Source organism: Dorea sp. AF24-7LB, from assembly GCF_003478575.1.
Lineage (GTDB): Bacteria > Bacillota > Clostridia > Lachnospirales > Lachnospiraceae > Dorea_D > Dorea_D hominis.
In genome coordinates this window covers 55,869-77,523 of record NZ_QUFR01000009.1, presented here as the reverse complement: position 1 = coordinate 77,523, position 21,655 = coordinate 55,869, and the positions used below count along the sequence as shown (strand labels likewise).

Sequence of the window (21,655 nt, the reverse complement as noted above, 5' to 3'; positions counted from 1 at the left end):
ATGGGAGATCAATAAGCAGGAGGGAAAATAATTGTTGAGCATGAACAAAAAAATAATGATCGGGCTGATTATGGAAAACAGACCTTAAAGCAACTTTCTAAAGAGTTAACGAAAGAATTTGGAAAAGGTTTTTCTGTATCGAATTTTCAAATTATGCGACGCTTTTATCAAAGTTATGAAATTCAACAGACAGTGTCTGTTAAATTGTCATGGTCGCATTATTGCGAGTTACTGACGATTTCAGATCCGGACAAAAGAAGCTTTTATGAAAAAGAAGCTATTAATTCCGGGTGGTCTACACGTGAATTAAAGCGACAGATTTCTACTTCGCTCTATGAACGATTATTACTGTCAGAGGGAAAAACGAATAAGGAAACCGTTCTTGCGCTTGCAGAAAAGGAAATTGAGATGTCCACTCCGTTAGATATTATCAAAGACCCTTACGTATTTGAATTTCTGGGCGTACCAGAAAATAAGCCCATGCTAGAAAGTGATCTTGAAAAAGCGCTTGTCGCACAGATAGAGAAATTTCTTCTGGAATTAGGACGAGGTTTTATGTTTGTGGGAACGCAACAGCGTATTACATTGAACAATACTCATTATTATGCGGATATGGTTTTTTATAATAAAATTCTTCGTGCGTATGTACTGATCGAATTAAAGACAACTAAGCTTACACCGGAAGCGGCAGGACAGCTTAATATGTATCTGAATTATTATGCTGCAGAAGTGAATGATGAACATGATAACCCACCAATTGGTATTATCCTTTGTACGGACAAAGACAGTATAGCGGCTGAATATGCACTTGGTGGTTTATCTAACAATATTTTTGCTTCGCGCTATGTTTCTTATATCCCAAATAAAGAGCAGCTAATTGCACAGGTGGAAGCTGTTTTGAATGAATGGCATAAACAGAAAAAAGAATAACAGCAGAAGAAACAAGCAGGGGCTGTCGCAATTATTATCAATCAAGTGAAATATATAAAAAATTCTATATAATACTTTCAATATGCAACCATTAGTTGCTAGAAATGTTCTCTCTGGTTGGTGGAATAATCAGCTCATATTTTATAAGATATTCTTATCAAAGATAAATATACGGAGGGACATGTTATGAAATTAGGTCAAAATATCGCAATATACAGAAAGGAAGCAGGGCTTACACAGGAACAGCTTGCGGAAAAGTGTGAGGTTTCGCGACAGGCAGTAACGAAATGGGAAAGTGGTATCAGTGAACCTTCGCTAGAGAAAATAATTTGTTTGTCAGAGATATTTTCGGTAAGTATAGATACTCTTTTGAATGGGAAAAAAGAAGAAGCAAAATTAAATCATGCATATTACCGCTTTATTTATATGGCAATAATGATTTTATGGGGCGCAGATAAAGATGAAAAATTGAAAGAATCGGAGCGTGTGTTGGCTTTAAAAGCTTTGTACGAAGTTGTAGAAACGGAATTCATAAATGAACAAGGAAAAATATACGAGAAATATCTTGTGAAAAACACAACGGAAGAGGAAAGGAAAAATTACATCAGAATGCCAAATAGAATTATTACTCCAAAAGAGGAGTGGAATCCTTTTGACGATTACATAGAAGGAAAATGTGAAGTTACTGTGGGACTTCAGGAAATAGAAGAACGGCTTGAAAAGGAATTGAATGCACTGCAACCAGGAGAATAAAAGAATATATACATACCACCATTGAAGAAATCCTCGTCATTGACGGGGATTTCGCCATGTTTACACAGCTCATTCTTGCAGTGAAAAAAAGAAGAGAGTATAATTGTATGGCATATCTGAAGCAAAGTCATATTTACACTATGAAATACGCATCAAGATAAAAGATTGATAACCATACAATGAAAGGAAAGGTTTTATAATGAACATTATAGACAAATTTGGAAATATGGTGAGCAGTGCTACCTTGAAAGACTCAGAAAAAGCTCGCCGCCTTCTTCTCGCGGGATACCGCCTGCAGGAGAAACGGTTATGCCTTTTTCCGGATCGTGCACTTCCATCATCAGGTCGCTATGTGGCGAAAATAGTTATGAAAAATATTATTCAGGCACTGTCCAGACCGGAAAATTCCGCGATGGTCAGTATTTTTGTGCCGGGAGAACTGCTGACGGCAGCAGGATTAACACCGTATTCGGTTGAGGCAATGTCCTGTTTTATGGCAGGAACAAATTGTGAACAGACATTTCTTAGAAGAACGGAAGAAGAAGGATTTCCGGAGACGATGTGCTCTTATCATCGTGTGTTTTTAGGGGCTGCTCTGACAGGATTCCTGCCAAAGCCGAAATGCACGATTTATACAAATCTTGCCTGTGATGGCAATATGATGACATTCCCTTATTTGAAAGAAAAATATCATGTGCCGGGATTTTATATTGATGTCCCGTATGAGAAGAATCAGGAAGCAATCGAATATGTTGCGGAACAGCTGCGTGAGCTGACGATATTTTTGGAGGATGTAACTAAGAGAAAGATTTCCAGTGAGGCAGTGGAAAAAGCAGTTGCAAACAGTAGAAAAGCATCTGAATATTATCAGCAGCAGCTCGCACTTCGCAAAGATCATGATCCGGTGACTTCTCTGACAAATGAATTATATGCAATTTTTATGTGTCATCTTCTGGCAGGTTCAGAAGAGGCAGTGAAATATACAGAATTACTGTTAAAAGATGTGAAGAAAGCTCCAAAAGGCGGTGGTTTGCATGTCCTCTGGATGCATATTATGCCATTTTTACAGCAGCCGGTGAAAGATGTCTTCAACTATAATCCGAAGATGCACATCAGTGCCTGCGACTTTGTCGCGGATGGATTTCAGAAAATGCATGCGTCGGATCCATATGAGGCTCTGGCTGAAAAAATGGTCAATTGCATTTACAACGGAAGTGTAGATCAGAGAATCCAGGTTGCAGAAAAACTTGCGAAAGAGACGAATGCAGACGGTGGAATCTTATTTGCACACTGGGGCTGCAAAGGAACGATCGGCGCCTCTAGCTTGATAAAAAGTTCATTGGAGGAAGCAGGACTTCCAACGATGATTCTTGACGGAGACGGCTGTAACCCTGCAAATACCAGTGATGGTCAGGTGTCTACGAGATTACAGGCATTTATGGAAATGCTGGAAAAAGGCAAGGAGGATAGATAGTCATGATATATTATGTCTGTAAATATACACCGATAGAATTATTTGAAGGTTTTGGTGAAACCTGTGCCGTTCTGGAAGAAATGCCGGAGAATTTTGAAGAGTCGGATCAGATTGCACACGCAAATTTATGTGGATTCGGAAAATCTGTCATTCAGGCAGTTCTGGAAGGAAAAGCAGATGAGCTGGTTCTTGTGAATTGCTGTGATTCGATGCGCCGCGTGTATGATATTGTAAAAAATACAAAGAAATGCAAATTCATTTACATGCTGGATCTGCCTCATGACGATAATGAATGTGAAAAGGAAAAATTTGCCCGCGCAATTTGTGGATTGAAGGATGCCTATGAGAAATATTCGGGGAAAACATTTGACAAAACACGATTTATAAATAGTTTTGCAACATTTCATGCAAAAAATAATCCTTATATCGGAGTGATGGGGGTACGCGTCAGTGGCGTTTTGGAAGAAATGATCCAGGAAAATATACAGATGGATGTGAAAAACCTTACTTGTACAGGAGGAAGAAAACTATCTGTATTGCCGGATGAAATGAAAAAACTGGATGAAAATGAATTATTTCTTGCATATGCGGATGCACTTCTTGGACAGCTTCCGTGTTTCCGTATGAACCAAAGTTCCAGAAGAAATGAGCTTTATCTCGATCCGAACCTGAAAGGAATTATTTATCATACGATCAAATTCTGTGATTATTATGGGTTTGAATATGCAAGTATAAAGAAGAATATGAAAGTTCCACTTCTTAAAATAGAAACTGATTTTACAAGCCAGAGTGCCGGACAGCTGTTGACGAGGATTCAGGCTTTTTCAGAAACAATTGAAGGATCAGAAGATATGGATGCAGCAAAAGGAATCAGCGAGGAGGCAAAAGAAAAAATGAAATCAGGAGTCTATTATGTAGCGGGAATTGACAGTGGATCAACAAGTACAGATGTTGTTATTTTAGATCAGGATGGAAAAATCAAATCTACGATGATCATTCCGACCGGCGGCGGTGCGATGATGAGCGCGGAGAAGAGTTTAGAGAAAGCAGTAGAGAAAGCCGAAATTAACAAGGATGATATCGTGCGTATTGTCACAACCGGATATGGACGTGCTTATATTGACAGCGGTGATGACAGTATCACGGAGATCACCTGTCATGCGAAGGGTGCGCATTATCTGAATCCGAATGTCCGCACGGTCATTGATATCGGTGGACAGGATATTAAAGCAATCAGTATTGATGAAAACGGAGCGGTTACGAATTTCCTTATGAATGATAAATGTGCAGCCGGAACCGGACGTTTTCTGGAAATGATGGCGAGAACGCTTGGAATGCCGCTGGAAGAGATGAGTACCAAAGGTCTGGAATGGAAAGAAAATATCGTTATTTCCAGCATGTGTACTGTATTTGCCGAATCAGAAGTGGTGTCACTTGTTGCGCAGAATAAAAATGTTGCAGATATTATCCACGGATTAAATGTGTCTGTAGCATCGAAAGTCGGTGCACTTGCAGCGCGTCTCGGCAAGAAAAATCCGGGTGAATATATGATGACCGGAGGAGTTGCGAAAAATAAAGGTATTATTCAGGCACTGGAAGAAAAGCTTGGAGCAAAACTGTATATTTGCGATGAAGCACAGCTTTGCGGAGCGCTTGGAGCAGCATTATTTGCATATAAGAAATGCAAAAACGAGGAATAAAAATGACGAAAGAAGAATGGTATGAGCAGTTATTTGACCGGTTGGAACATTCCAAATTCCGTAGCGGTTTTCATTTGAAAAAGAAAGATATTGATTATATTAATGAAAAAGGACTGGATACGATCCGGGAGCATGCAAGAGACTTTATCGCAAAGCGGGAAGCACCGGCAGTTATTCCAAATGATGGGAAACAGACACCAATGCAGGGACATCCGGTATTTATCGCTCAGCATGCGACAGCTACCTGCTGTCGGGAATGTATCCGCAAGTGGCATAAGATGCGCCCTGGACGGGAATTAAGCCCGGTACAGCAGGAGTATCTGGTGGATGTGATCATGACGTGGATTCAGAAAGAGATGGAAGCATATAAAAACGTGCATAAGAAGTAAAGCTGGCATTTCTGTAAGTATAGGCAGATAGTAAGGAGAATGCAGATGGAATATACAGTTATCCGTTCCGGAAGAAAAACGGTGGCAATTCAGTTAAATCAGGACTTAACGGTAACAGTACGGGCACCATGGCGTGCTTCCAAAAGCGAGATTGAACGAATCTTACAGGAGAAAAAACCATGGATCGAAAAGCATCTTGCTCAGATGAGAAGAAGAAAAGAGCATTATGATGCATCCGGAACGGATAAATTGACTGATGAAGAGATACAAGAATTAGCGAACAAAGCATTGAAGTACATACCGGAGCGGGTGGCATATTTTTCAAAAATCATAGGAGTTACTTACGGAAGAATTACGATTCGTAACCAAAAGACAAGATGGGGAAGCTGCAGCAGCAAGGGGAATCTGAGTTTTAACTGTCTGTTAATGCTTGCCCCACCGGAAATCATAGATTATGTTGTCGTTCATGAACTTTGCCACAGAAAAGAAATGAATCATTCAAAAAATTTCTGGAGAGAAGTAGAGAGGATACTTCCGGATTATAAAAAATCGGTGTTGTGGTTAAAGAATGAAGGCAGTATGATAATGGCAAGGCGGTAGAAAAGTGTGTTGTATACGGCATAGAAGTAAGAACGGAGGAAATGGAAATGAGTAAAGCAGACAGGGCAGAAGAATTATTCAGAATGGGTTACAATTGCAGTCAATCTGTTTATGCAGCTTTTGCAGAAGAGCTTGGTATAAGTATCGAAGAGGCGGCGAAAAAAGCCAGTCCATTTGGAGCAGGATTCGGAAAACTTCGGGAAGTGTGCGGCGCTGTGACGGGGATGACTATGGTACTTGGCGAGCTATATGGATATGAGAATCCGAAAGATGCCGCCGGAAAGAAAGAGCTTTATGCACTTGTGCAGAAATTATGTGGCTCTTTTGAAGAATCGGAAGGAAGTCTGATTTGCAGAGAGCTTCTCGGTTTGAAAAAAGGAGAAGCTCTAGAAGAGCCTGCAGTAAGAACAGAAGAATATTATCAGAGCAGACCTTGTGTGAGAGCCTGTAGAAGAGCAGCAGAGATTCTGGAAACTTATATAGATTCATGCGTTGCATGACGCGCATCTCGCATCAAGAATGCCGAAGACATTCTTGCAAAATTTAGAAAAATAAGATGTATGGAGACAAATTTTCAGATGTTAAATATAATCGAAATAAATGACTTTCATTGTTCGGAGCTGGATATTTATGCCAGATATACCGAGGCGCAGTTGCTGAATAAAGATCATCCGGAAGACGGAATATTCATTGCGGAAAGTCCCAAAGTGATTGGCAGGGCACTGGATGCAGGATATGAGCCAGTGTCTGTTCTTGTTGAAAAGAAGCAGATAAAGGATAATGAAGAAACAAAAAAATTGCTTCAAAAATTTGAAAATACAGAAGTTCCGGTTTTTACTGCGGAATTTGACGTACTGTCGAAGCTGACAGGATTCAAGCTGACAAGAGGCATGTTATGTGCAATGAGACGGAAGAAACCGGTGAGATTTCATGATGTGTGTGCGGGAAAGCAGAGGATTGCGATACTGGAAAATGTAATGAATCCCACGAATGTCGGTGCTATTTTCCGCTCGGCAGCAGCCTTAAATATGGAAGCAGTGCTTCTGACACCGGGATGCAGTGATCCCTTATATAGAAGAGCGTCCAGAGTCAGCATGGGTACTGTATTTCAAGTGCCATGGACATTTATTCAGGATGATAATGAAATGCGCTGTGAGCGGGAGAATCTCTGGCCAGAGCAGGCAATCATGGAGCTTAGAGATTTGGGTTATAAGACTGTGGCGCTTGCGTTGACGGATGATTCTGTCAGTATCGATGATCCGGTATTAGTGCAGGAAGAAAAGCTGGCAGTAATCCTGGGCACCGAAGGTGAAGGACTTATGGATAAGACCATCGAGTTGTGCGATTATACGGCGAAAATACCGATGAGCCACGGCGTAGATTCCCTGAATGTCGCAGCAGCGAGCGCGGTTGCGTTCTGGCAGCTGGGGCGAAAGTAGAATAAGAAAGTAGAAATCCTTTGGCAGGTGAGAGGATTTCTACTTTTATTCTACATAGAAAATTGATAATTCTCAGAAATGCTATACAATAGTATTAGCAAGTAACGGAGGATAATCATGAAGGACTATAGTTTGGGAAATTTTATCAGTGCATTAAGAGAGAAAAAAGGCCTGTCTCAATATCAGTTGGGTGCACTCGTAGGTGTCACAGATAAAGCAGTGTCAAAGTGGGAAAATGGAGCTTCTAAGCCAAGAATCAACACAGTAAAAAAACTGGCACAAGTATTAGATGTGGGCATAGACGAGCTGTTGACTTGCGAATATGCTACTTTCGGTAGAAAAAGGAAGGACCTATTTGCAATGAAAAATGATATATTAAAAATAGCAGAAGAGAGGGTAAAAGAAATATATGGAGAAAACCCACCGCTTGATGTAGTAAATCGTTTTCAAACAGAAGAATTGCTACTTGAAGATCGAGAAATTCTTTTATGGATGGGCTTCTTTGGAAAATTGCAGGAAGTGTTTGAAAAGGATAATGGATATGCGCTTGTACGCGGAGGTCAGTTGGGTGCATCTTTTATTGCGTGGATTTTGGGTGGAACCATTGTTAATCCATTACCTGCGCACTATTATTGTCCTGCATGTAAAAAGATGGAGTTTTTTAAAGAAACAAAATGTGGAATTGATTTACCGGATAAAAAGTGTTCCTGTGGTGAAAAGCTAAAAAAAGATGGATTTGGAATTGCTACTGTAAATATATTTCCATTAAGAAAATGGATGGAGATTACAGTTTCAAAAAATGGAACAGGATTGGTAAAAAAATGTTTGGATAATTATTTTAAAGAATATGGTGTGGTGCGAGAAGTTATAATTTCTAACAACGTTAAGGGCGAGGATGCATTTGATCGATTTAACGTCAAAAGGTATATGGTAGTTTCGGAAGAATTGAATAAACGATTTCCAGAAAAAATTGTCAGATTGTCATTCGAGGAATATTATAATACAGCACATGATATATTAGGCATAACGGTTGTAGAAGCGGATAAAAGCGTTGAGTTTAAATATGTAGATATAGAATTTTCAAAGAAACAGATAAAAGAATATTACAATTATGCTAAAGAAAACGATATTTTTGATGATCCTGTCAGAAATATACATTTACCAAAGATTTTAGCAGATATAAAGGAACCAAGTTTCGGCGATTTGGTTGCAATAAATGGCTTTTTGCATGGGACAGGAGTATGGGAAAATAATGCAGAATATTTATACAAAAAAGGCATTCCATTGCAGGATATGATTTATTGTTGTGAAGATGTGTATTCTTATTTATATGATAAACTTAAAGGCGTAAATTCTGATAATCTTTCTGGTCTTATTTGTGAAATAAAAAATTCTGTATGTAAGGGAAAATATTTGAAAAATACAATGCCGCAAGAAATAGAAAAACTTCTTGATGAGAATGAAGTACCTGAATGGTATATAGAAAGCATGAAAAAAATACGATATTTGTTTCCAAAAGCACATATAATAGCTTCGTTAAAAAAGGATATAGAGGAATTTCTTATATTGGAGAAAAATAGGAAACTGTATTAAAAGCCGATGAAAATAATTTGTGTCCGTATCACAAGAGGAATCATGGACGTCTATTTTTTATTGACAACATGATTCCTTTTATATTATTATAAATTAACGCAATGCGTATATTAGCTAGGAGGAGAATAAAAATGAGCAGAGGAAGAGAAGTAAAAGAATTAAGAGAAAAGATGGGAATGAACAGACGGGAATTTAGTGATTATTATGGAATACCATATCGTACAGTTCAGGATTGGGAAGCGGAGAAGCGGGAGCTGCCGGAATATTTGCTGCGATTGCTGAAATATAGAGCAGAGGCAGAGTGTAGGATTAGAAGTGAAGATGAATAGGCAGGGCAGGGAGGTAAATTTGGAAAGAAAAGTAGATGTAGTAGAGGATTTAGATGGCAAGAAAACAGTATTTATTCATGATATTTTGTTTAAAGGGAAACGAACAATAAATTGGGGTGAGGTTGAACGGTATTTAAAACGATATGTGGGAGAAATTTACACTGTTGCTGCTAGCAATGATGTTGTTTATATTGGTCCTGATTTACCAGATGAATATGCACATTCTAATTATACACATATTTTACGGGGAACAAATGCTAAAGCAAAAGCAAATGCAGTGCAAGGATTGCCAGAACTCATGGAAGTAGCAAATGGAAAGAGCTATACAGAAAATTACAAAACGAAACATAATACAGATGCTATGTATGGTTGGTACCGTTATGAGTCAAGATTTGCTTTACCTGTGTTTGATGCCAACGGGGAGATTACAAGATATAATATTTTTAATGTAATTATGGTTATCAGACATGCGAAGGACGGGAAAAAGTATCTTTATGATATTATAAACATAAAAAAAGAAACGAGCACCCTTTTCCAGTCCGAAGACATTACTCAGTAAAAAACCCATTTCTTGTGTTGTATTATAACCGGATGATGCTAAAATGTCAACTACAATAGATGTGATTTAGCTTAGAGTGACAGGATTCACAGTTTGAATGTGTTTATGCTTATTATGAAAAAATAAATAAAGTGGCTTAATTCATAAATGAAATTAAGACAAAAAATTTTATACTACAAGTTCAATGACAGGTGAGATACTCTCCTTTACAATTGTTTTTAGGTGTGGTAGACGCATATGTGAAAGAAAATACCACAGAACTTGTGGATCCGTTGGATGTAAAGAAGAAGGTTGAACTTTTGGAAGAAAAGAGGAATATTCTGCTTACAGAACTGGACACACAGATTAAAGTATCCAACGCAACTACTTTTATTGAAATAGAATAAAAAGATTGCTTGCATTACGAAAATCCTGAACTTAGTTTCCCTGTAACAGGGTTAAGTTACAAGAAGAATATGCAAATTCTGATTAAATAGGATAGCTCAAGGAAGCGGCGCAATGGGTAGCGCATATGGCTGATAACCATATTGTTGCGGGTTCGAGTTCTGTCTTCATAAAACTGAGTTTATGAATAGTATTAAGAACATAAGGACAGTTAATCATTTTTTGTAATATTTAAACTGTAAAGCGTGAATAGTTAATGATTTTGCTTTTGAATAGTTATGGATAAACAGAAAACTTTTCTTCAGGCATAGAGATATGCTGAAATCCATGGAACAGGTTGGGGTGTTAAATTAATTGACCGAGGATCAGCCTCATGGCTGTAATGCAGGCAATATAAGATAAATAGTGAGCAAAGGATTTATACTATGAGTATAATGACTTCTTCGATAATGCAGATATAATAGAAGACAACAAGATACAATGTTTAAGATAGATGTGGATGAAAGATCAATAATGTTTACGAATAAGGAAGTGATAGAATGATTTATATAACTGGCGACTGTCATCGGAATTTTGAGAGATTTAATACAAGGAATTTTCCAGAACAAAAGGAAATGTCAAAAGAAGATTATGTAATTATCTGTGGAGATTTTGGAGGAATCTGGGATCAGGAAGAGGAAAGTAAAGAAGAAACAATGCTCATGGACTGGCTGGATTGTAAATCATTTACCACTTTATTTGTAGATGGTAATCATGAGAATTTTGACAGACTCTATGAGTATCCGGTAGAGGAATGGCATGGCGGAAAAGTTCATAAGATCAGACCATCTGTCATTCACCTGATGCGCGGCCAGATATTTGAAATTGAAGGAAAAAGTATATTTACATTTGGTGGTGCGAGCAGTCATGATATTGATGGAGGGATTTTGGATCTGGACGATCCTGACTATAAGAACAAGAAGAAAAGGCTTGATCGCGGATGGAAGCCTTATCGACTTAATCATGTGAGCTGGTGGCAGCAGGAGCTTCCAGCCATAGAAGAGATGGAAGAGGGACGAAAGAATCTGACAGCACATGATAATTCGGTGGATTTTATCGTGACACATTGCTGTGCGTCGAGCACACAGATTCAGTTAGGCGGAAGTATGTACAAGCCAGACATATTAACAACTTATTTTGAAGAGATCAGGCAGAATACAAAGTTCAAGAAATGGTTCTTCGGGCATTATCATGATAATCAGAATGTGAGTGCGGAAGAGATATTGCTCTATGAGCAGATTATAAGAATTGTGTAACAGGAGATAATTAGAAATTAAGCCGGCTAGAGCAGAGATGTTCTGGCTGGCTTTATTGCTATAAAAAAAGAATGCGGATGTAGAACTTGAGCAATTGAATAAAAGGGTGGTGACAACAAATTTAAAAGGTTAATGGAAATTTTTGGTGAATACAGAAAACGCTATATAAATTCCAGTGTAGTAATGATACAATTAATATAAGAATGTTTAATTGCGGTTTACGGCGCTCAGCAGTCACTATTCCGTTTTAGAACGACCGCTTTCCGAAGTGAACTTGATGTGCCTGTGTTAAAGCGAGAGATAATGGAAGAATTAGACACAGAAGTAACTGTTGGAGAATGGATTGAAACAATAGAATATGATTATCCGATGTTTCATCTTTCCATGGATTGTTTTTGGTGTGAGATTGTAAAAGGGAATTTGGTGTTAGAGGAACATGAGGCAGCAAGATGGTTAAGTGAAGAGCAGCTAGATGAAGTAGAATGGTTACCGGCAGATGTGACACTTATTGAGAAGATTAGAAAGGAAATGAATGGGTAATAGGGTATGATTTCAGCAAAACCAACTAAAAATTTTGTATAGAGGTAGATTTTTCACGGCGGACTGAAGCATATATAAGAGGATGAGTTATGAGGAAAAAGAGAATTATATTAAAAAGAAGTATTTCTGCATTAGTAATTGGTGCAGTGACGATTTCAATTCTGGCAGGAGCGACATCCGCATCAAGCAGCGTGAATGCAGATGATGCGACGGCAAGTGTAGCTGTGTTTGAAAATCTGTTGAACGATCGCTCTTTTGTAGTCGATACATTTACGCAAGATACGATGCCGGAATCTAATCCATATGGAAGACTGGATGGAGTTGCAAATACAGATTATCTGTCTACGGATTTTCTGAAACAATATGAGAATGATCCGATTTTTAAAAGTGGTGTGAGTCTTTATTACAGAATGAACCATACAGGGGAGACAATCAGTGAGATTCCATCGGTACTTCTGGATGTTTTTGCAACGGATGCAGACTGGACAAAATTCTGCGCTGGTGCAAAGAGCAAAAATTATGATTCTCTGCTAACAAGCATTTATCAGAATGATTACAAATCCGTTTCAGGTAATTCTATTGGCAGTGAAGAGGAAGGTATGCAGACATTGCGGGCATATTCTGATTTATTGGACAATTCAAAAACCAAAGATGCATCAAAATGGTTGAATGACTATTTAGGAGCCATTACAGATGTTAATGATATAGATAAATATAATTACCTGTTAAAAAATACGGAGCTATACGATGAAAATCTGACAAAGTATGTATCAAATGTGAAAAAAACATTGCTTCAGGCATCAAAAAATTCAGATGGCAAAAAAGAGATGAAAGATTTTTCGGATTTGTATGAAGCGCAGTTTTATGCGGATTACGGCGCGGGCGATATACCGCAGAAATGGGATGATCAGTATAAGACCATGCAGATTGATAAATATGGCAGCAAAATTAAGAAAATTGCCAAAAGCGTAAAAACAGTGATCAGCACAGGTGTATCAACCGTTAATAATATCGTGATGATGGAAAATCTCTACAGAAATCAGGAGTCCATGCACGATACGCTGGTACGTGTACGCAGTAATGCAACGAAAAATAATGATAACACATTTATCCGTGCGTCATCTTCTTATCTGAGTCTGCTGGAATCCGATGAGCTTGGTGACAATGTTATTAGAAGTGCAGCGCTGAAATCTATTTACGATTATGGCAGCGACGAGCTTGGCAAATATGTATGGGACACTGCAAAGGGTGGTGTCAGAGATGAAGCTGCGATTATGGTTGCCAGAAAAACAGGGATGGACACATTGAGCTCCAAAATGGCGGTATCTGCAGCAGTCGGCAGAGCCAATGCGATACTGGCTGTAGGAAAAGACCTTATTAATTATGGAACCGGTTTTGATGATGTCTGTGAAAAAATATATTTAATGAAATATCTGCAGGAAATAAAACAGTACGCAGTTGATGCATTTAATGATGATAAGAATAATTATAATAAATATAAAAGTCAGGCTGATATGAAAAATATGGATATCTGGGCATCGGCAGCAATAGATGATCTGCAATTTATTAAAAGAATTGTGCTGCTCCAGAATGATCTGGGATACCAAACTGCAAATGCGCAGATTGGCAGCAAATATGGAGAAATCCTTTCGTGGATTGATGGATGCAATGACGCAGCAGGATTGGAAGCAAGATACACGAATCTTCAAAATGCACTTGTGGATACGACGATCAATCCGGTTTCCACAAATCCGATTTCAGTTGACGAAGGCTGCACTTTGCAGATTATCCACTCAACAGACAGTGACTTGCAGACATATGCAGTTTATACGAACAGAAGTGGACAGAAGTGTTCCATTGCAGAATTTGAAAATGTGATGCTTGCCGGTATTCGGATCAACGGTGGTACATTGAAGATCAGTGACCAGTCGAAAGAAGAAATGAAGTTTAATGGTTTATTTGTAACGGATAAGGCAGGAAATCTTGAAATTACCGGCAACGGCGGAGAGATTTATGTCGGCAGACTGGATATCAATGGATTTTTACAGATAAATGATAAATGCTCGAAAAAGATTAATGTAGCAAGTAACCTTAATATCAGAAACTATGTAAGCATTAAGAACATGGATATCCATGTGGCTGGAAACTGCAATGTGGCTGGAAGTCTGGAATTTGCTAGCAGTGAACTGGTTGTAGATGGAAATATGGAGGCTGACAATGGGTATTTGCAGATGCAGGATACAGAAGACAAACTGCTTGTGAAAGGGAATCTGACGTTAGGTGAAACATATGGAAGCAGTAAGGGGGAGTGTTTAACAAATGGAACAGTAGAAGTAAAAGGAGATTTCACCTCGAACTATAAGGAAACAGGCTCCAACTGGTATGGCTATTATGAGACAAATATGCATAAGACGATATTTTCAGGAGAGAAGACACAGAAGATTAGCTTTAAAGAGCCAAGTCGGGTAAATAGATTTAGTGAGAATCTGGAACTTCAAAATACAGACATTAATTTTGCAACTCCGCTCTATTCATTGACGCTGAATCAGGATACCGTATTGATTCACACAGATTTGTTAAAGATTAATGAGTTCCTGAATCTGAACGGACATAAACTGGCAACTACAGGAAAAACAGAGTGTAGCAATGTAGCCGAAAATGGTGGAACATTAGAAGAAAATCCGAAATTTGGACATAATTATTATAATCAATTGAAACCGGCTGATTTAAAAGATCATGATATTAAATATGCGGATGAAGCGTGGGTATGTACAAGCTGTGGAAAAATATTTACGGATGCAGAAGGAATTGTGGAATATGATCCAGATCCATGCAAAGACGGCCATACAATCGTGATTGATCAGGGAAAGGCGGCAACCTGCACTACCGACGGACTTACAGAAGGCAAGCATTGCAGCGTCTGCAAAACCGTTCTTGTACCACAGGAAGTAATTCCTGCAAGTCATAATTGGGAAGAAGATTTCACAATTGACAAAGAACCAAGCTGCACAACGGAAGGAAGAAAATCTATCCATTGCAAGAAATGTGGCGAAACAAAGGATGAGCAGGTTATTCCGGCAACAGGTCATGATTTTACCGAATGGGAGACGATTGAAGAAACCAGTTGCACAAAAGAAGGAATTACACAGCGCCGATGTAAAATTTGTGGCTTCACAGAGACGAAAAAACTGGATAAAAAGGCGCATGAATGGGGAACAGAATATACGGTAGATCAGCCGGCAACATTTGCAGCAGATGGAAGTAAGTCTATCCACTGTAAGAATTGTGAAACGATTTCAGAAGCAATCGCAATTCCAAGGATAAACTCTGTAAAAATTTCGGCAACGGCTTATACTTATTCAGGTGGAGTAAAAACACCGTCTGTAACAGTAAAAGATGCGAACGGAAATGCATTGCACAACAAAACAGATTATATAGTGCAATATGCATCCGGCAGAAAAAATGTAGGAACATATAAAGTAATTGTAACTTTTAAAGATAATTACAGTGGTAAAAAGACGTTATCATATACCATTAATCCGAAAGGCACCGCTATAAGCAGTTTAAGTAAATCGAAAAAAGCATTTACTGCAAAATGGAAGAAGCAGAGTGCACAGACATCCGGTTACCAGTTACTCTATTCTACAAATAGTAAGTTCAAATCCCGAAATAAGTATGTCACAGTCAGCAGTTATAAAACAACTTCGAAAACTATTAAAAAGCTGGCGGCAAAGAAGAAATATTATGTGAAAATCCGTACTTATAAGAGTGTTTCCGGTAAAAAATATTATTCCGGATGGTCGGCAGCAAAAACAGTAGTGACGAAATAAGAGCAGAAAGGATAAAGCACATTATGAACAAGCTGGTGATATTTGACGCTGCTGGCAACGAAATCGGGATGATACTTCAAAAAGTAATAGAAAAATCATACGTAAAGGGATATATTTGAACATAGGAATGAAAAAGAAAAAAGAATTAAGTGAACAGTTGAATATCGTCATATTTCTGCTGCTTGTGATTGCCGCATTGGTCTGTCGCTGGCTGGGGAAGATGAGCGCCGGTCGCATCTTCTTTGGCACACTTCGGACGGTGATCTACATCGGCTTATATATCGGGTGGGCGATCAGCATTCATAAGAGAGTCATTCAAAAATCAGTGAGAAATACATTGCTGTTAGTCGCAGGTCTGATGGTATTTTGGTTTGTTGTACGCACGACAAAATATTTTTTCACCTATGATCTGCAGATCTCGCGCTACCTTTGGTATTGCTACTACATACCAATGCTGTTTATTCCGCTGACTGCATTGCAGGCGGCATTTCTTCTTGGTCAGCCGGAAGAATACAGGCTGCCGGGGTGGCTGAAAGGATTATGCATTCCGACGGGGATTCTTAGTATATTTGTGCTGACGAATGATCTTCACCAGCTTGTCTTTGCCTTCCCGGAAGGAGCGGCATGGTCGGATAGCAATTATACATATGGATGGGGCTATTATGCAGTGATTTTGTGGGAAATTGTCTGTGCATTGATCGGCTTCCTTTTGATGCTCTATAAATGCAGACATTCCCGAAAGAAGAAATATTTACCGCTGATCGGAATCAGTGCAACTGTACTTTACGCAGTCATTTACGTAAGCGGTGTGGAATGGATGAAGAAAATAGGTGGAGACATTACCGCAGTTTTATGTTTATTTTTTGTGGGCATACTGGAAAGCTGTGTACGTTGCGGATTGATCCAGACAAATACAGGGTATGAGCGGCTGTTTGAAGTCTGCACATTGGGAGCCCAGATTACAGATCAGGACTATAATGTCTGCTACACATCCTCCAATGCAATGCCTTTATCTAAGAAAATAATGAAGGAAGCGATGGAGAAAGAAGTCGTGATCGATAAGAAGACACTGATACAGAACCGGGATATCCTGGGCGGTCATGTCCTCTGGCAGGAAGATATCGAAGACATCATCCAGCTTCTTGAGAGACTGGAAGAAAACAGAAAGACAATCGAAGAAAGTAACTGTATTGAGCAGGAAAATTATCAGACAAAGGCAGCCATCAATATGCTGCGTGAGAAGAATCGCTTATTTGACAAGCTACAGACACAGACCGCAAAACAGATCGATCTGTTAAATGACCTGCTCCACCACTATGACGAGGAAGAAAATCAGGAGAAAAGCCGTAGGCTTTTAGCGAAGATCAGTCTTGTCGGAACGTATATAAAAAGACGCGGAAATCTGGAATTTATCGAAGAGAGATCAAAAATATCCGATGCCGCCGAACTGGAAGCCTGCATAGAAGAATCTTTTTCCAGCTTGCGATTGATGGACATCGACTGTGCCTGTTCGTTCCCAACCGGTGAGGAGATTTATGTAAGTGACGCTGTGTCGATGTATCAGTTTTTTGAAACAGTGGTGGAAAAATGCGTGGACACATGCGATTCTCTGTGGATAAAGCTTCGAAGCCAGGGAGAAAAGCTTCTCTTCTGTATGGAAATAGAAAGCAAGATGGATCTTACCATTTTTTCGAAAATGGTGCAGTCCTGTACATGTGAAGATGGGATATGGCGTTTTACATTTGCCGTGGAAAAGGCAGGTGAACCGTAATGCAGACATTTTTAATGATCGTTATTTTATTAAGTCTCGTAGTGAATATGATTCTGTTGTTTGCTTTTCAAAATATGAAGCTGGATGATCGAAAATGGTATATCAACATTGCACTTTTTGTGTTTTTATTTCTGCTTTTAAATGCGTTGGCCTATTCATTCGAGGCGGACCATGGAGGAGAAATATATTTGCAAATGCCATCTGTTCCGATCGGAGTATGGTGGTGTGTTGTCGGTGTGATCGATGCGTTACTTATCTGGGAAGGACTTCGGCTGAAAAAGATGAGAACAGAAACTATCAGGCAAAATTCCATCAAAGAGGCGATGAACGTACTGCCGATCGGAATCTGTTATTTTATGGATGATGGAATGTTGAAGCTTTGCAATGAGCAGATGTATCGCCTTTTTCAGACGCTCACTCACAGAGATCTGCAAAAGCAAGAAGAATTAAAAGAAGCGCTTCAGCAATGTGAGCGCTACGGTGTGAGTCGGATCAACAACAAAGAAATCTACCTTTTCCCTGACGGGAAGGCATGGAGCTATCGGGAAAATGAAGTGACAGATCGAAAGGGAAAGGTATATACAGAAGCTATTTTTCTGGACATTACGAAACAATATGAGGAAAAAATAAATCTGACAAAGCAGACCGAAAAGTTAAAAGAAATATCAAAAGAACTCCGCTATCTGTCGGACAATGTATTGATCCTGACACGTGAGCGGGAAGTGCTTGCGGCAAAGACAAAGCTTCACGATCAGATGGGAGCCGGTCTTACTGCGATCCGCCAGAGTCTGACGCAGGAGAACTCAGATTATAAAGATGCGGTGCGCTTGCTTCGGCAGGCCGTAAATGCAATCTGGAATGACAACCAGTATCCGCTGGAAGAAGGCGATTTTGAAAGATTTCTGCAGGATGCAAAGACACTTGGCGTGGAGGTAGTGTGCGAGGGAACATTGCCGGAGTCAGAGGAACTGGCTAATATCTGCGTCCTTGCAATGCGCGAGTGTCTGACAAATGGCGTCTGCCATGCCGGTGCGACAAAGCTTTGGATCGAGATGCAGAATGAAAATCAGCAATGTCGCATCCGTATCACGAATAACGGAGAGACACCGGATAAAGAGATTGTTCCAAAAGGCGGATTGTATAATATTTCCAGACATGTATTTGACTATGGCGGAGAAATGCAGATACAGTCATTTCCGTATTTTGCATTGACGATTGCATTTCAAAAGGAGAGAGTATGAAACAGGTATTAATCGTTGAGGATCAGAGGATGCCTCGTGAAAATATGGAGAGAGTCATTTCAGAAAGTGACAATTATACGCTTTCTGCCAGCGTAAATGGGGCAGATGTTGCACTTGCCATATGCAGAAGACAGCGTATCGATCTTATATTGATGGATGTATGTACGTCCGGAAATAAAGACGGGATCGAAGCGGCAGCAGAGATAAAGGCAGAGCTTCCAAATATAAAAATCATTATCGTAACTTCTATGGTGGAAGTCGGATATTTGCAGCGGGCAAGAGAGGCGAAAGTAGACAGCTTCTGGTATAAGGATATCAGTCCGGAAAGGCTGATCGATGTTATGGATCGAACGATGGACGGAGAGCGTGTATTTCCGGATAAAACACCGAGTGTACAGTTGGGACTTGCCGACAGTTCGGAGCTTACAGCCAAGGAAATCGAAGTGTTACGCTATGTCTGCGATGGACTCGAATACAGTGAAATCGCAGAGCAGATGAACATCTCACTGCGGACAGTGAAATTTCACATCTCGAATATTTTGTCCAAAACAGGATATGCAAATAAGACGAGACTTGCAATCGCAGTGACAAATAAGAACTTCATCATACCGAGCAGTCAGGGAAAAAATCAATAATATTCCTTGTATGTTCAGATAATATTTATCTGATAGACAAAATTCTCAGTAAAAGTAACGAAAACCTGTCCATGTGGACAGGTTTTATTTTTTGTCTCTCTGTTATAATCTATTATAAGAAAACTATGTCGTTTGAGGAGGTAAAGACCAGTAACTTAGTTGGAAAAGAAGAAGGAGGGATATGTTATGAGAAACTGGAAATCGGGACGAATATGTAACTATCTAATGAAAGGATTGTTGTTGTGCGCCCTGGTTGTAGGTGGCTGGTTCACTGCGGGTATTGGAGCGAAAGCGGAATCGCTTACTCACTCAGTGGAATTTAAATCTGAAGAATCACAAATAGTACAATTTAAGAGAGCAGATGGGCTTGAGCAGCATATTGAAGTAACGAATAATACACAGAGGCCGATGAAAGTAACATTTTCGCACAATGTTCCTATACGGAATTACCATACGGAATTAAGGATAGGCGGTCATGAAGTTGCCAGCCGTATGGCTACAGCAGTAAAGGATGCAAATGTACTATATTTATATCCGTGCCAGTGGGTAGAAAAGGCCTGTGAAGTGAAATTTACAACATCTGCACCAGCTTATACGGATATTACTATCAGCGCAGAATACATTGATCAAAAAATCGGATTCAAAGAAGACGAGATTGGTCTTACAAAAGATACAGCATATGAGATCCCGTTATCCGGACATCCGTACAGTCTTTATGAAGGTCTGACAGGAACGGGAACAGATGAACGCTGGTACAAGTTTAATGTTGCAGACAGGGCAGTAATTGATCCAAGCTTCCATCTTGTTAACAAAGAAAGAGCAACTTATTTTGGACAGAATCGTACTTTCATTCGTGTCTATGACTCTAATAATAATCAAATCTATAGCGAAGGATCCTCACAATACAATGGCAAAGAGGCGTGGGAGCCTGGAGCAAAGGTGTTAACGCGTGGAACATATTATGTATGTATATCAACAAGTAATGGTGCTTATTACCCGGCAATTTTTGATTTTAATCTGAATGGACATGACTATATTTCGGCTGAGAAGATTAAATGCTCTCATAAAGAAGTGAAAAAATCACAGTTAGGAAATATAAAGATTGTTGCTGAGACGGTACCTGCAAATTCCGATGACAAGATTGTAGAAGTATATGATCATATTTCCGGAAAGTCATGGAAGCACAACAGCAATAAAGTTACGCATAGTGAAGTTCCGGTATACAATATTAAAGCTGGTAGACAGAGCTGGCTTACATTCAAGACAAAGAATGGAAAAACCTATACAACGAATCTCTACGTACCGGCAGAGAAATTTAAAAAACCGAAAGTAATAGCTTACCATAATTATGCAAAAGTAACTGTAGGATCAGCAAAGATGATGGGTACAAATGCCAGAATTCAGATTTATAAAGGTGGCAAATGGACAACAGTAAAAACGGTAAACTATATGTACTGCCCAGATGCGATGAAAATAAAGAATTTGAAGCCGTTGACAACCTATAAGTTCCGCACACAGGCTTATGCGAATGGAACAACCGGTACACCGTCTGATGTAGTGACAGTAAAGACTGGATCTGCTGTGAAACCAGCTGTGAAGTCTATTAAGATCGTACAGAAGAAAAAGATAAAAGTAAATGGCTGGACATCTCCGGGACACTGGAGTGGAGGTTACTGGTATCCGCCGATTTATCACAAACCGTACACATGGACAAAATACAAAGTAAAAGTTACTTTGAAGAAGAAAGTTCCGAAAATCGGTGGTATGTGGATTGGTGATACATGGACAAAAGGCAATAAGACAAGCTACACTGTATGGCTGCCAAAGGGAGCACAGACAGGTAAGAAGCTGAACATTTATATGAATACAGGATTAAGCAAGAGCAATGGTCAGGGACCGCAGATTAAAAAAGTGATCAAAGCGAAGTAACGCTTCCTAAAAACACCTGAAAAACAACAAAACCGCAAGTGGCGTAAGCTGCTTGCGGTTTTGTTGTTTTGTGACTTTTGGCTCCATTGCTACAATGAATAATTTCCTGCGAAATTGATTATATACTGTCCTTTAGGACGGGGTGAAAAAGAAATATATATGTTATACTTTATTTACAAATAATATATTGTGCTTGAATTATCAGACAAAATGGATGATTGTCTTCTGATGAGTGGAAAATCATCCTGAAAAGTATTATGCAAA

Annotated in this window: 18 protein-coding genes, 1 tRNA gene and 1 pseudogene; all 20 read left to right on the top strand. The window is 39.3% G+C overall.

The window, feature by feature from the left end:
• Positions 1-27: 27 nt before the first annotated feature.
• Positions 28-930 (top strand): PDDEXK nuclease domain-containing protein, encoded by a 903-nt coding sequence (locus tag DWY31_RS09950; protein WP_118520359.1) that lies wholly within the window; start codon positions 28-30, stop codon positions 928-930.
• Between the two features lie 186 nt (positions 931-1,116).
• Positions 1,117-1,683 carry a helix-turn-helix domain-containing protein gene (locus DWY31_RS09945; protein WP_118520357.1) on the top strand — a complete coding sequence of 189 codons (567 nt, stop codon included), beginning with the start codon at positions 1,117-1,119 and terminating at the stop codon, positions 1,681-1,683.
• A gap of 199 nt (positions 1,684-1,882) precedes the next feature.
• Positions 1,883-3,157, top strand: a complete 1,275-nt coding sequence (locus tag DWY31_RS09940; protein ID WP_118520355.1) for a 2-hydroxyacyl-CoA dehydratase subunit D — start codon at positions 1,883-1,885, stop codon at positions 3,155-3,157.
• Between the two features lie 2 nt (positions 3,158-3,159).
• The gene (locus DWY31_RS09935; RefSeq protein WP_118520353.1) at positions 3,160-4,857 is read left to right on the top strand and encodes an acyl-CoA dehydratase activase; all 1,698 of its coding nucleotides are present in this window, start codon (positions 3,160-3,162) and stop codon (positions 4,855-4,857) included.
• Between the two features lie 2 nt (positions 4,858-4,859).
• Positions 4,860-5,246 (top strand): DUF4186 domain-containing protein, encoded by a 387-nt coding sequence (locus DWY31_RS09930; protein ID WP_021860322.1) that lies wholly within the window; start codon positions 4,860-4,862, stop codon positions 5,244-5,246.
• A 45-nt stretch (positions 5,247-5,291) separates the two neighbouring features.
• Positions 5,292-5,846, top strand: coding sequence for a M48 family metallopeptidase (locus tag DWY31_RS09925; protein ID WP_118520351.1), 555 nt, complete (start codon positions 5,292-5,294; stop codon positions 5,844-5,846).
• Positions 5,847-5,893: 47 nt separating this feature from the next.
• A complete protein-coding gene (locus DWY31_RS09920; protein ID WP_118520349.1) occupies positions 5,894-6,346 on the top strand; it encodes a C-GCAxxG-C-C family protein in 453 nt (150 codons plus the stop codon).
• A gap of 78 nt (positions 6,347-6,424) precedes the next feature.
• Positions 6,425-7,285 (top strand): TrmH family RNA methyltransferase, encoded by an 861-nt coding sequence (locus DWY31_RS09915; RefSeq protein WP_118520421.1) that lies wholly within the window; start codon positions 6,425-6,427, stop codon positions 7,283-7,285.
• A 117-nt stretch (positions 7,286-7,402) separates the two neighbouring features.
• Complete coding sequence (locus DWY31_RS09910; RefSeq protein ID WP_118288631.1) at positions 7,403-8,878, top strand: helix-turn-helix domain-containing protein; 1,476 nt, start codon at positions 7,403-7,405, stop codon at positions 8,876-8,878.
• A gap of 131 nt (positions 8,879-9,009) precedes the next feature.
• Positions 9,010-9,207: a helix-turn-helix domain-containing protein gene (locus tag DWY31_RS09905; protein ID WP_021860327.1), complete on the top strand. Its 198-nt coding sequence runs from the start codon at positions 9,010-9,012 to the stop codon at positions 9,205-9,207.
• A gap of 19 nt (positions 9,208-9,226) precedes the next feature.
• The gene (locus DWY31_RS09900) at positions 9,227-9,766 is read left to right on the top strand and encodes a hypothetical protein (RefSeq protein WP_021860328.1); all 540 of its coding nucleotides are present in this window, start codon (positions 9,227-9,229) and stop codon (positions 9,764-9,766) included.
• Positions 9,767-10,005: 239 nt separating this feature from the next.
• Positions 10,006-10,152 carry a hypothetical protein gene (locus DWY31_RS14040; protein WP_186856230.1) on the top strand — a complete coding sequence of 49 codons (147 nt, stop codon included), beginning with the start codon at positions 10,006-10,008 and terminating at the stop codon, positions 10,150-10,152.
• Between the two features lie 98 nt (positions 10,153-10,250).
• A tRNA-Ile gene (locus DWY31_RS09895) sits at positions 10,251-10,319 on the top strand.
• Between the two features lie 370 nt (positions 10,320-10,689).
• The gene (locus tag DWY31_RS09890; RefSeq protein ID WP_021860329.1) at positions 10,690-11,445 is read left to right on the top strand and encodes a metallophosphoesterase; all 756 of its coding nucleotides are present in this window, start codon (positions 10,690-10,692) and stop codon (positions 11,443-11,445) included.
• 288 nt (positions 11,446-11,733) lie between these two features.
• A pseudogene (locus DWY31_RS09885) lies at positions 11,734-11,985 on the top strand (8-oxo-dGTP diphosphatase MutT); the annotation flags it as partial.
• 89 nt (positions 11,986-12,074) lie between these two features.
• On the top strand, positions 12,075-15,815 hold the full coding sequence (locus DWY31_RS09880; protein WP_118520347.1) for a hypothetical protein: 3,741 nt from the start codon (positions 12,075-12,077) through the stop codon (positions 15,813-15,815).
• A gap of 127 nt (positions 15,816-15,942) precedes the next feature.
• Positions 15,943-17,586, top strand: coding sequence for a histidine kinase N-terminal 7TM domain-containing protein (locus DWY31_RS09875; RefSeq protein WP_118520345.1), 1,644 nt, complete (start codon positions 15,943-15,945; stop codon positions 17,584-17,586).
• A complete protein-coding gene (locus tag DWY31_RS09870) occupies positions 17,586-18,827 on the top strand; it encodes a sensor histidine kinase (RefSeq protein ID WP_118520343.1) in 1,242 nt (413 codons plus the stop codon). Before DWY31_RS09875 ends, DWY31_RS09870 begins: the two co-directional genes overlap by 1 nt.
• Positions 18,824-19,462 (top strand): response regulator transcription factor, encoded by a 639-nt coding sequence (locus DWY31_RS09865; RefSeq protein ID WP_118520341.1) that lies wholly within the window; start codon positions 18,824-18,826, stop codon positions 19,460-19,462. Before DWY31_RS09870 ends, DWY31_RS09865 begins: the two co-directional genes overlap by 4 nt.
• A 186-nt stretch (positions 19,463-19,648) precedes the next feature.
• Positions 19,649-21,391: a fibronectin type III domain-containing protein gene (locus DWY31_RS09860; protein ID WP_118520339.1), complete on the top strand. Its 1,743-nt coding sequence runs from the start codon at positions 19,649-19,651 to the stop codon at positions 21,389-21,391.
• The last annotated feature ends 264 nt before the right edge of the window (positions 21,392-21,655 follow it).

Coding starts and splice junctions, on each gene's coding strand:
- DWY31_RS09860 (WP_118520339.1), top strand. CDS start 19,649: ATGAGAAACTGGAAATCGGGACGAATATGTAACTATCTAATGAAAGGA.
- DWY31_RS09920 (WP_118520349.1), top strand. CDS start 5,894: ATGAGTAAAGCAGACAGGGCAGAAGAATTATTCAGAATGGGTTACAAT.
- DWY31_RS09870 (WP_118520343.1), top strand. CDS start 17,586: ATGCAGACATTTTTAATGATCGTTATTTTATTAAGTCTCGTAGTGAAT.
- DWY31_RS09905 (WP_021860327.1), top strand. CDS start 9,010: ATGAGCAGAGGAAGAGAAGTAAAAGAATTAAGAGAAAAGATGGGAATG.
- DWY31_RS09910 (WP_118288631.1), top strand. CDS start 7,403: ATGAAGGACTATAGTTTGGGAAATTTTATCAGTGCATTAAGAGAGAAA.
- DWY31_RS09925 (WP_118520351.1), top strand. CDS start 5,292: ATGGAATATACAGTTATCCGTTCCGGAAGAAAAACGGTGGCAATTCAG.
- DWY31_RS09880 (WP_118520347.1), top strand. CDS start 12,075: ATGAGGAAAAAGAGAATTATATTAAAAAGAAGTATTTCTGCATTAGTA.
- DWY31_RS09935 (WP_118520353.1), top strand. CDS start 3,160: ATGATATATTATGTCTGTAAATATACACCGATAGAATTATTTGAAGGT.
- DWY31_RS09875 (WP_118520345.1), top strand. CDS start 15,943: ATGAAAAAGAAAAAAGAATTAAGTGAACAGTTGAATATCGTCATATTT.
- DWY31_RS09945 (WP_118520357.1), top strand. CDS start 1,117: ATGAAATTAGGTCAAAATATCGCAATATACAGAAAGGAAGCAGGGCTT.
- DWY31_RS09865 (WP_118520341.1), top strand. CDS start 18,824: ATGAAACAGGTATTAATCGTTGAGGATCAGAGGATGCCTCGTGAAAAT.
- DWY31_RS09930 (WP_021860322.1), top strand. CDS start 4,860: ATGACGAAAGAAGAATGGTATGAGCAGTTATTTGACCGGTTGGAACAT.
- DWY31_RS09940 (WP_118520355.1), top strand. CDS start 1,883: ATGAACATTATAGACAAATTTGGAAATATGGTGAGCAGTGCTACCTTG.
- DWY31_RS09890 (WP_021860329.1), top strand. CDS start 10,690: ATGATTTATATAACTGGCGACTGTCATCGGAATTTTGAGAGATTTAAT.
- DWY31_RS09915 (WP_118520421.1), top strand. CDS start 6,425: ATGTTAAATATAATCGAAATAAATGACTTTCATTGTTCGGAGCTGGAT.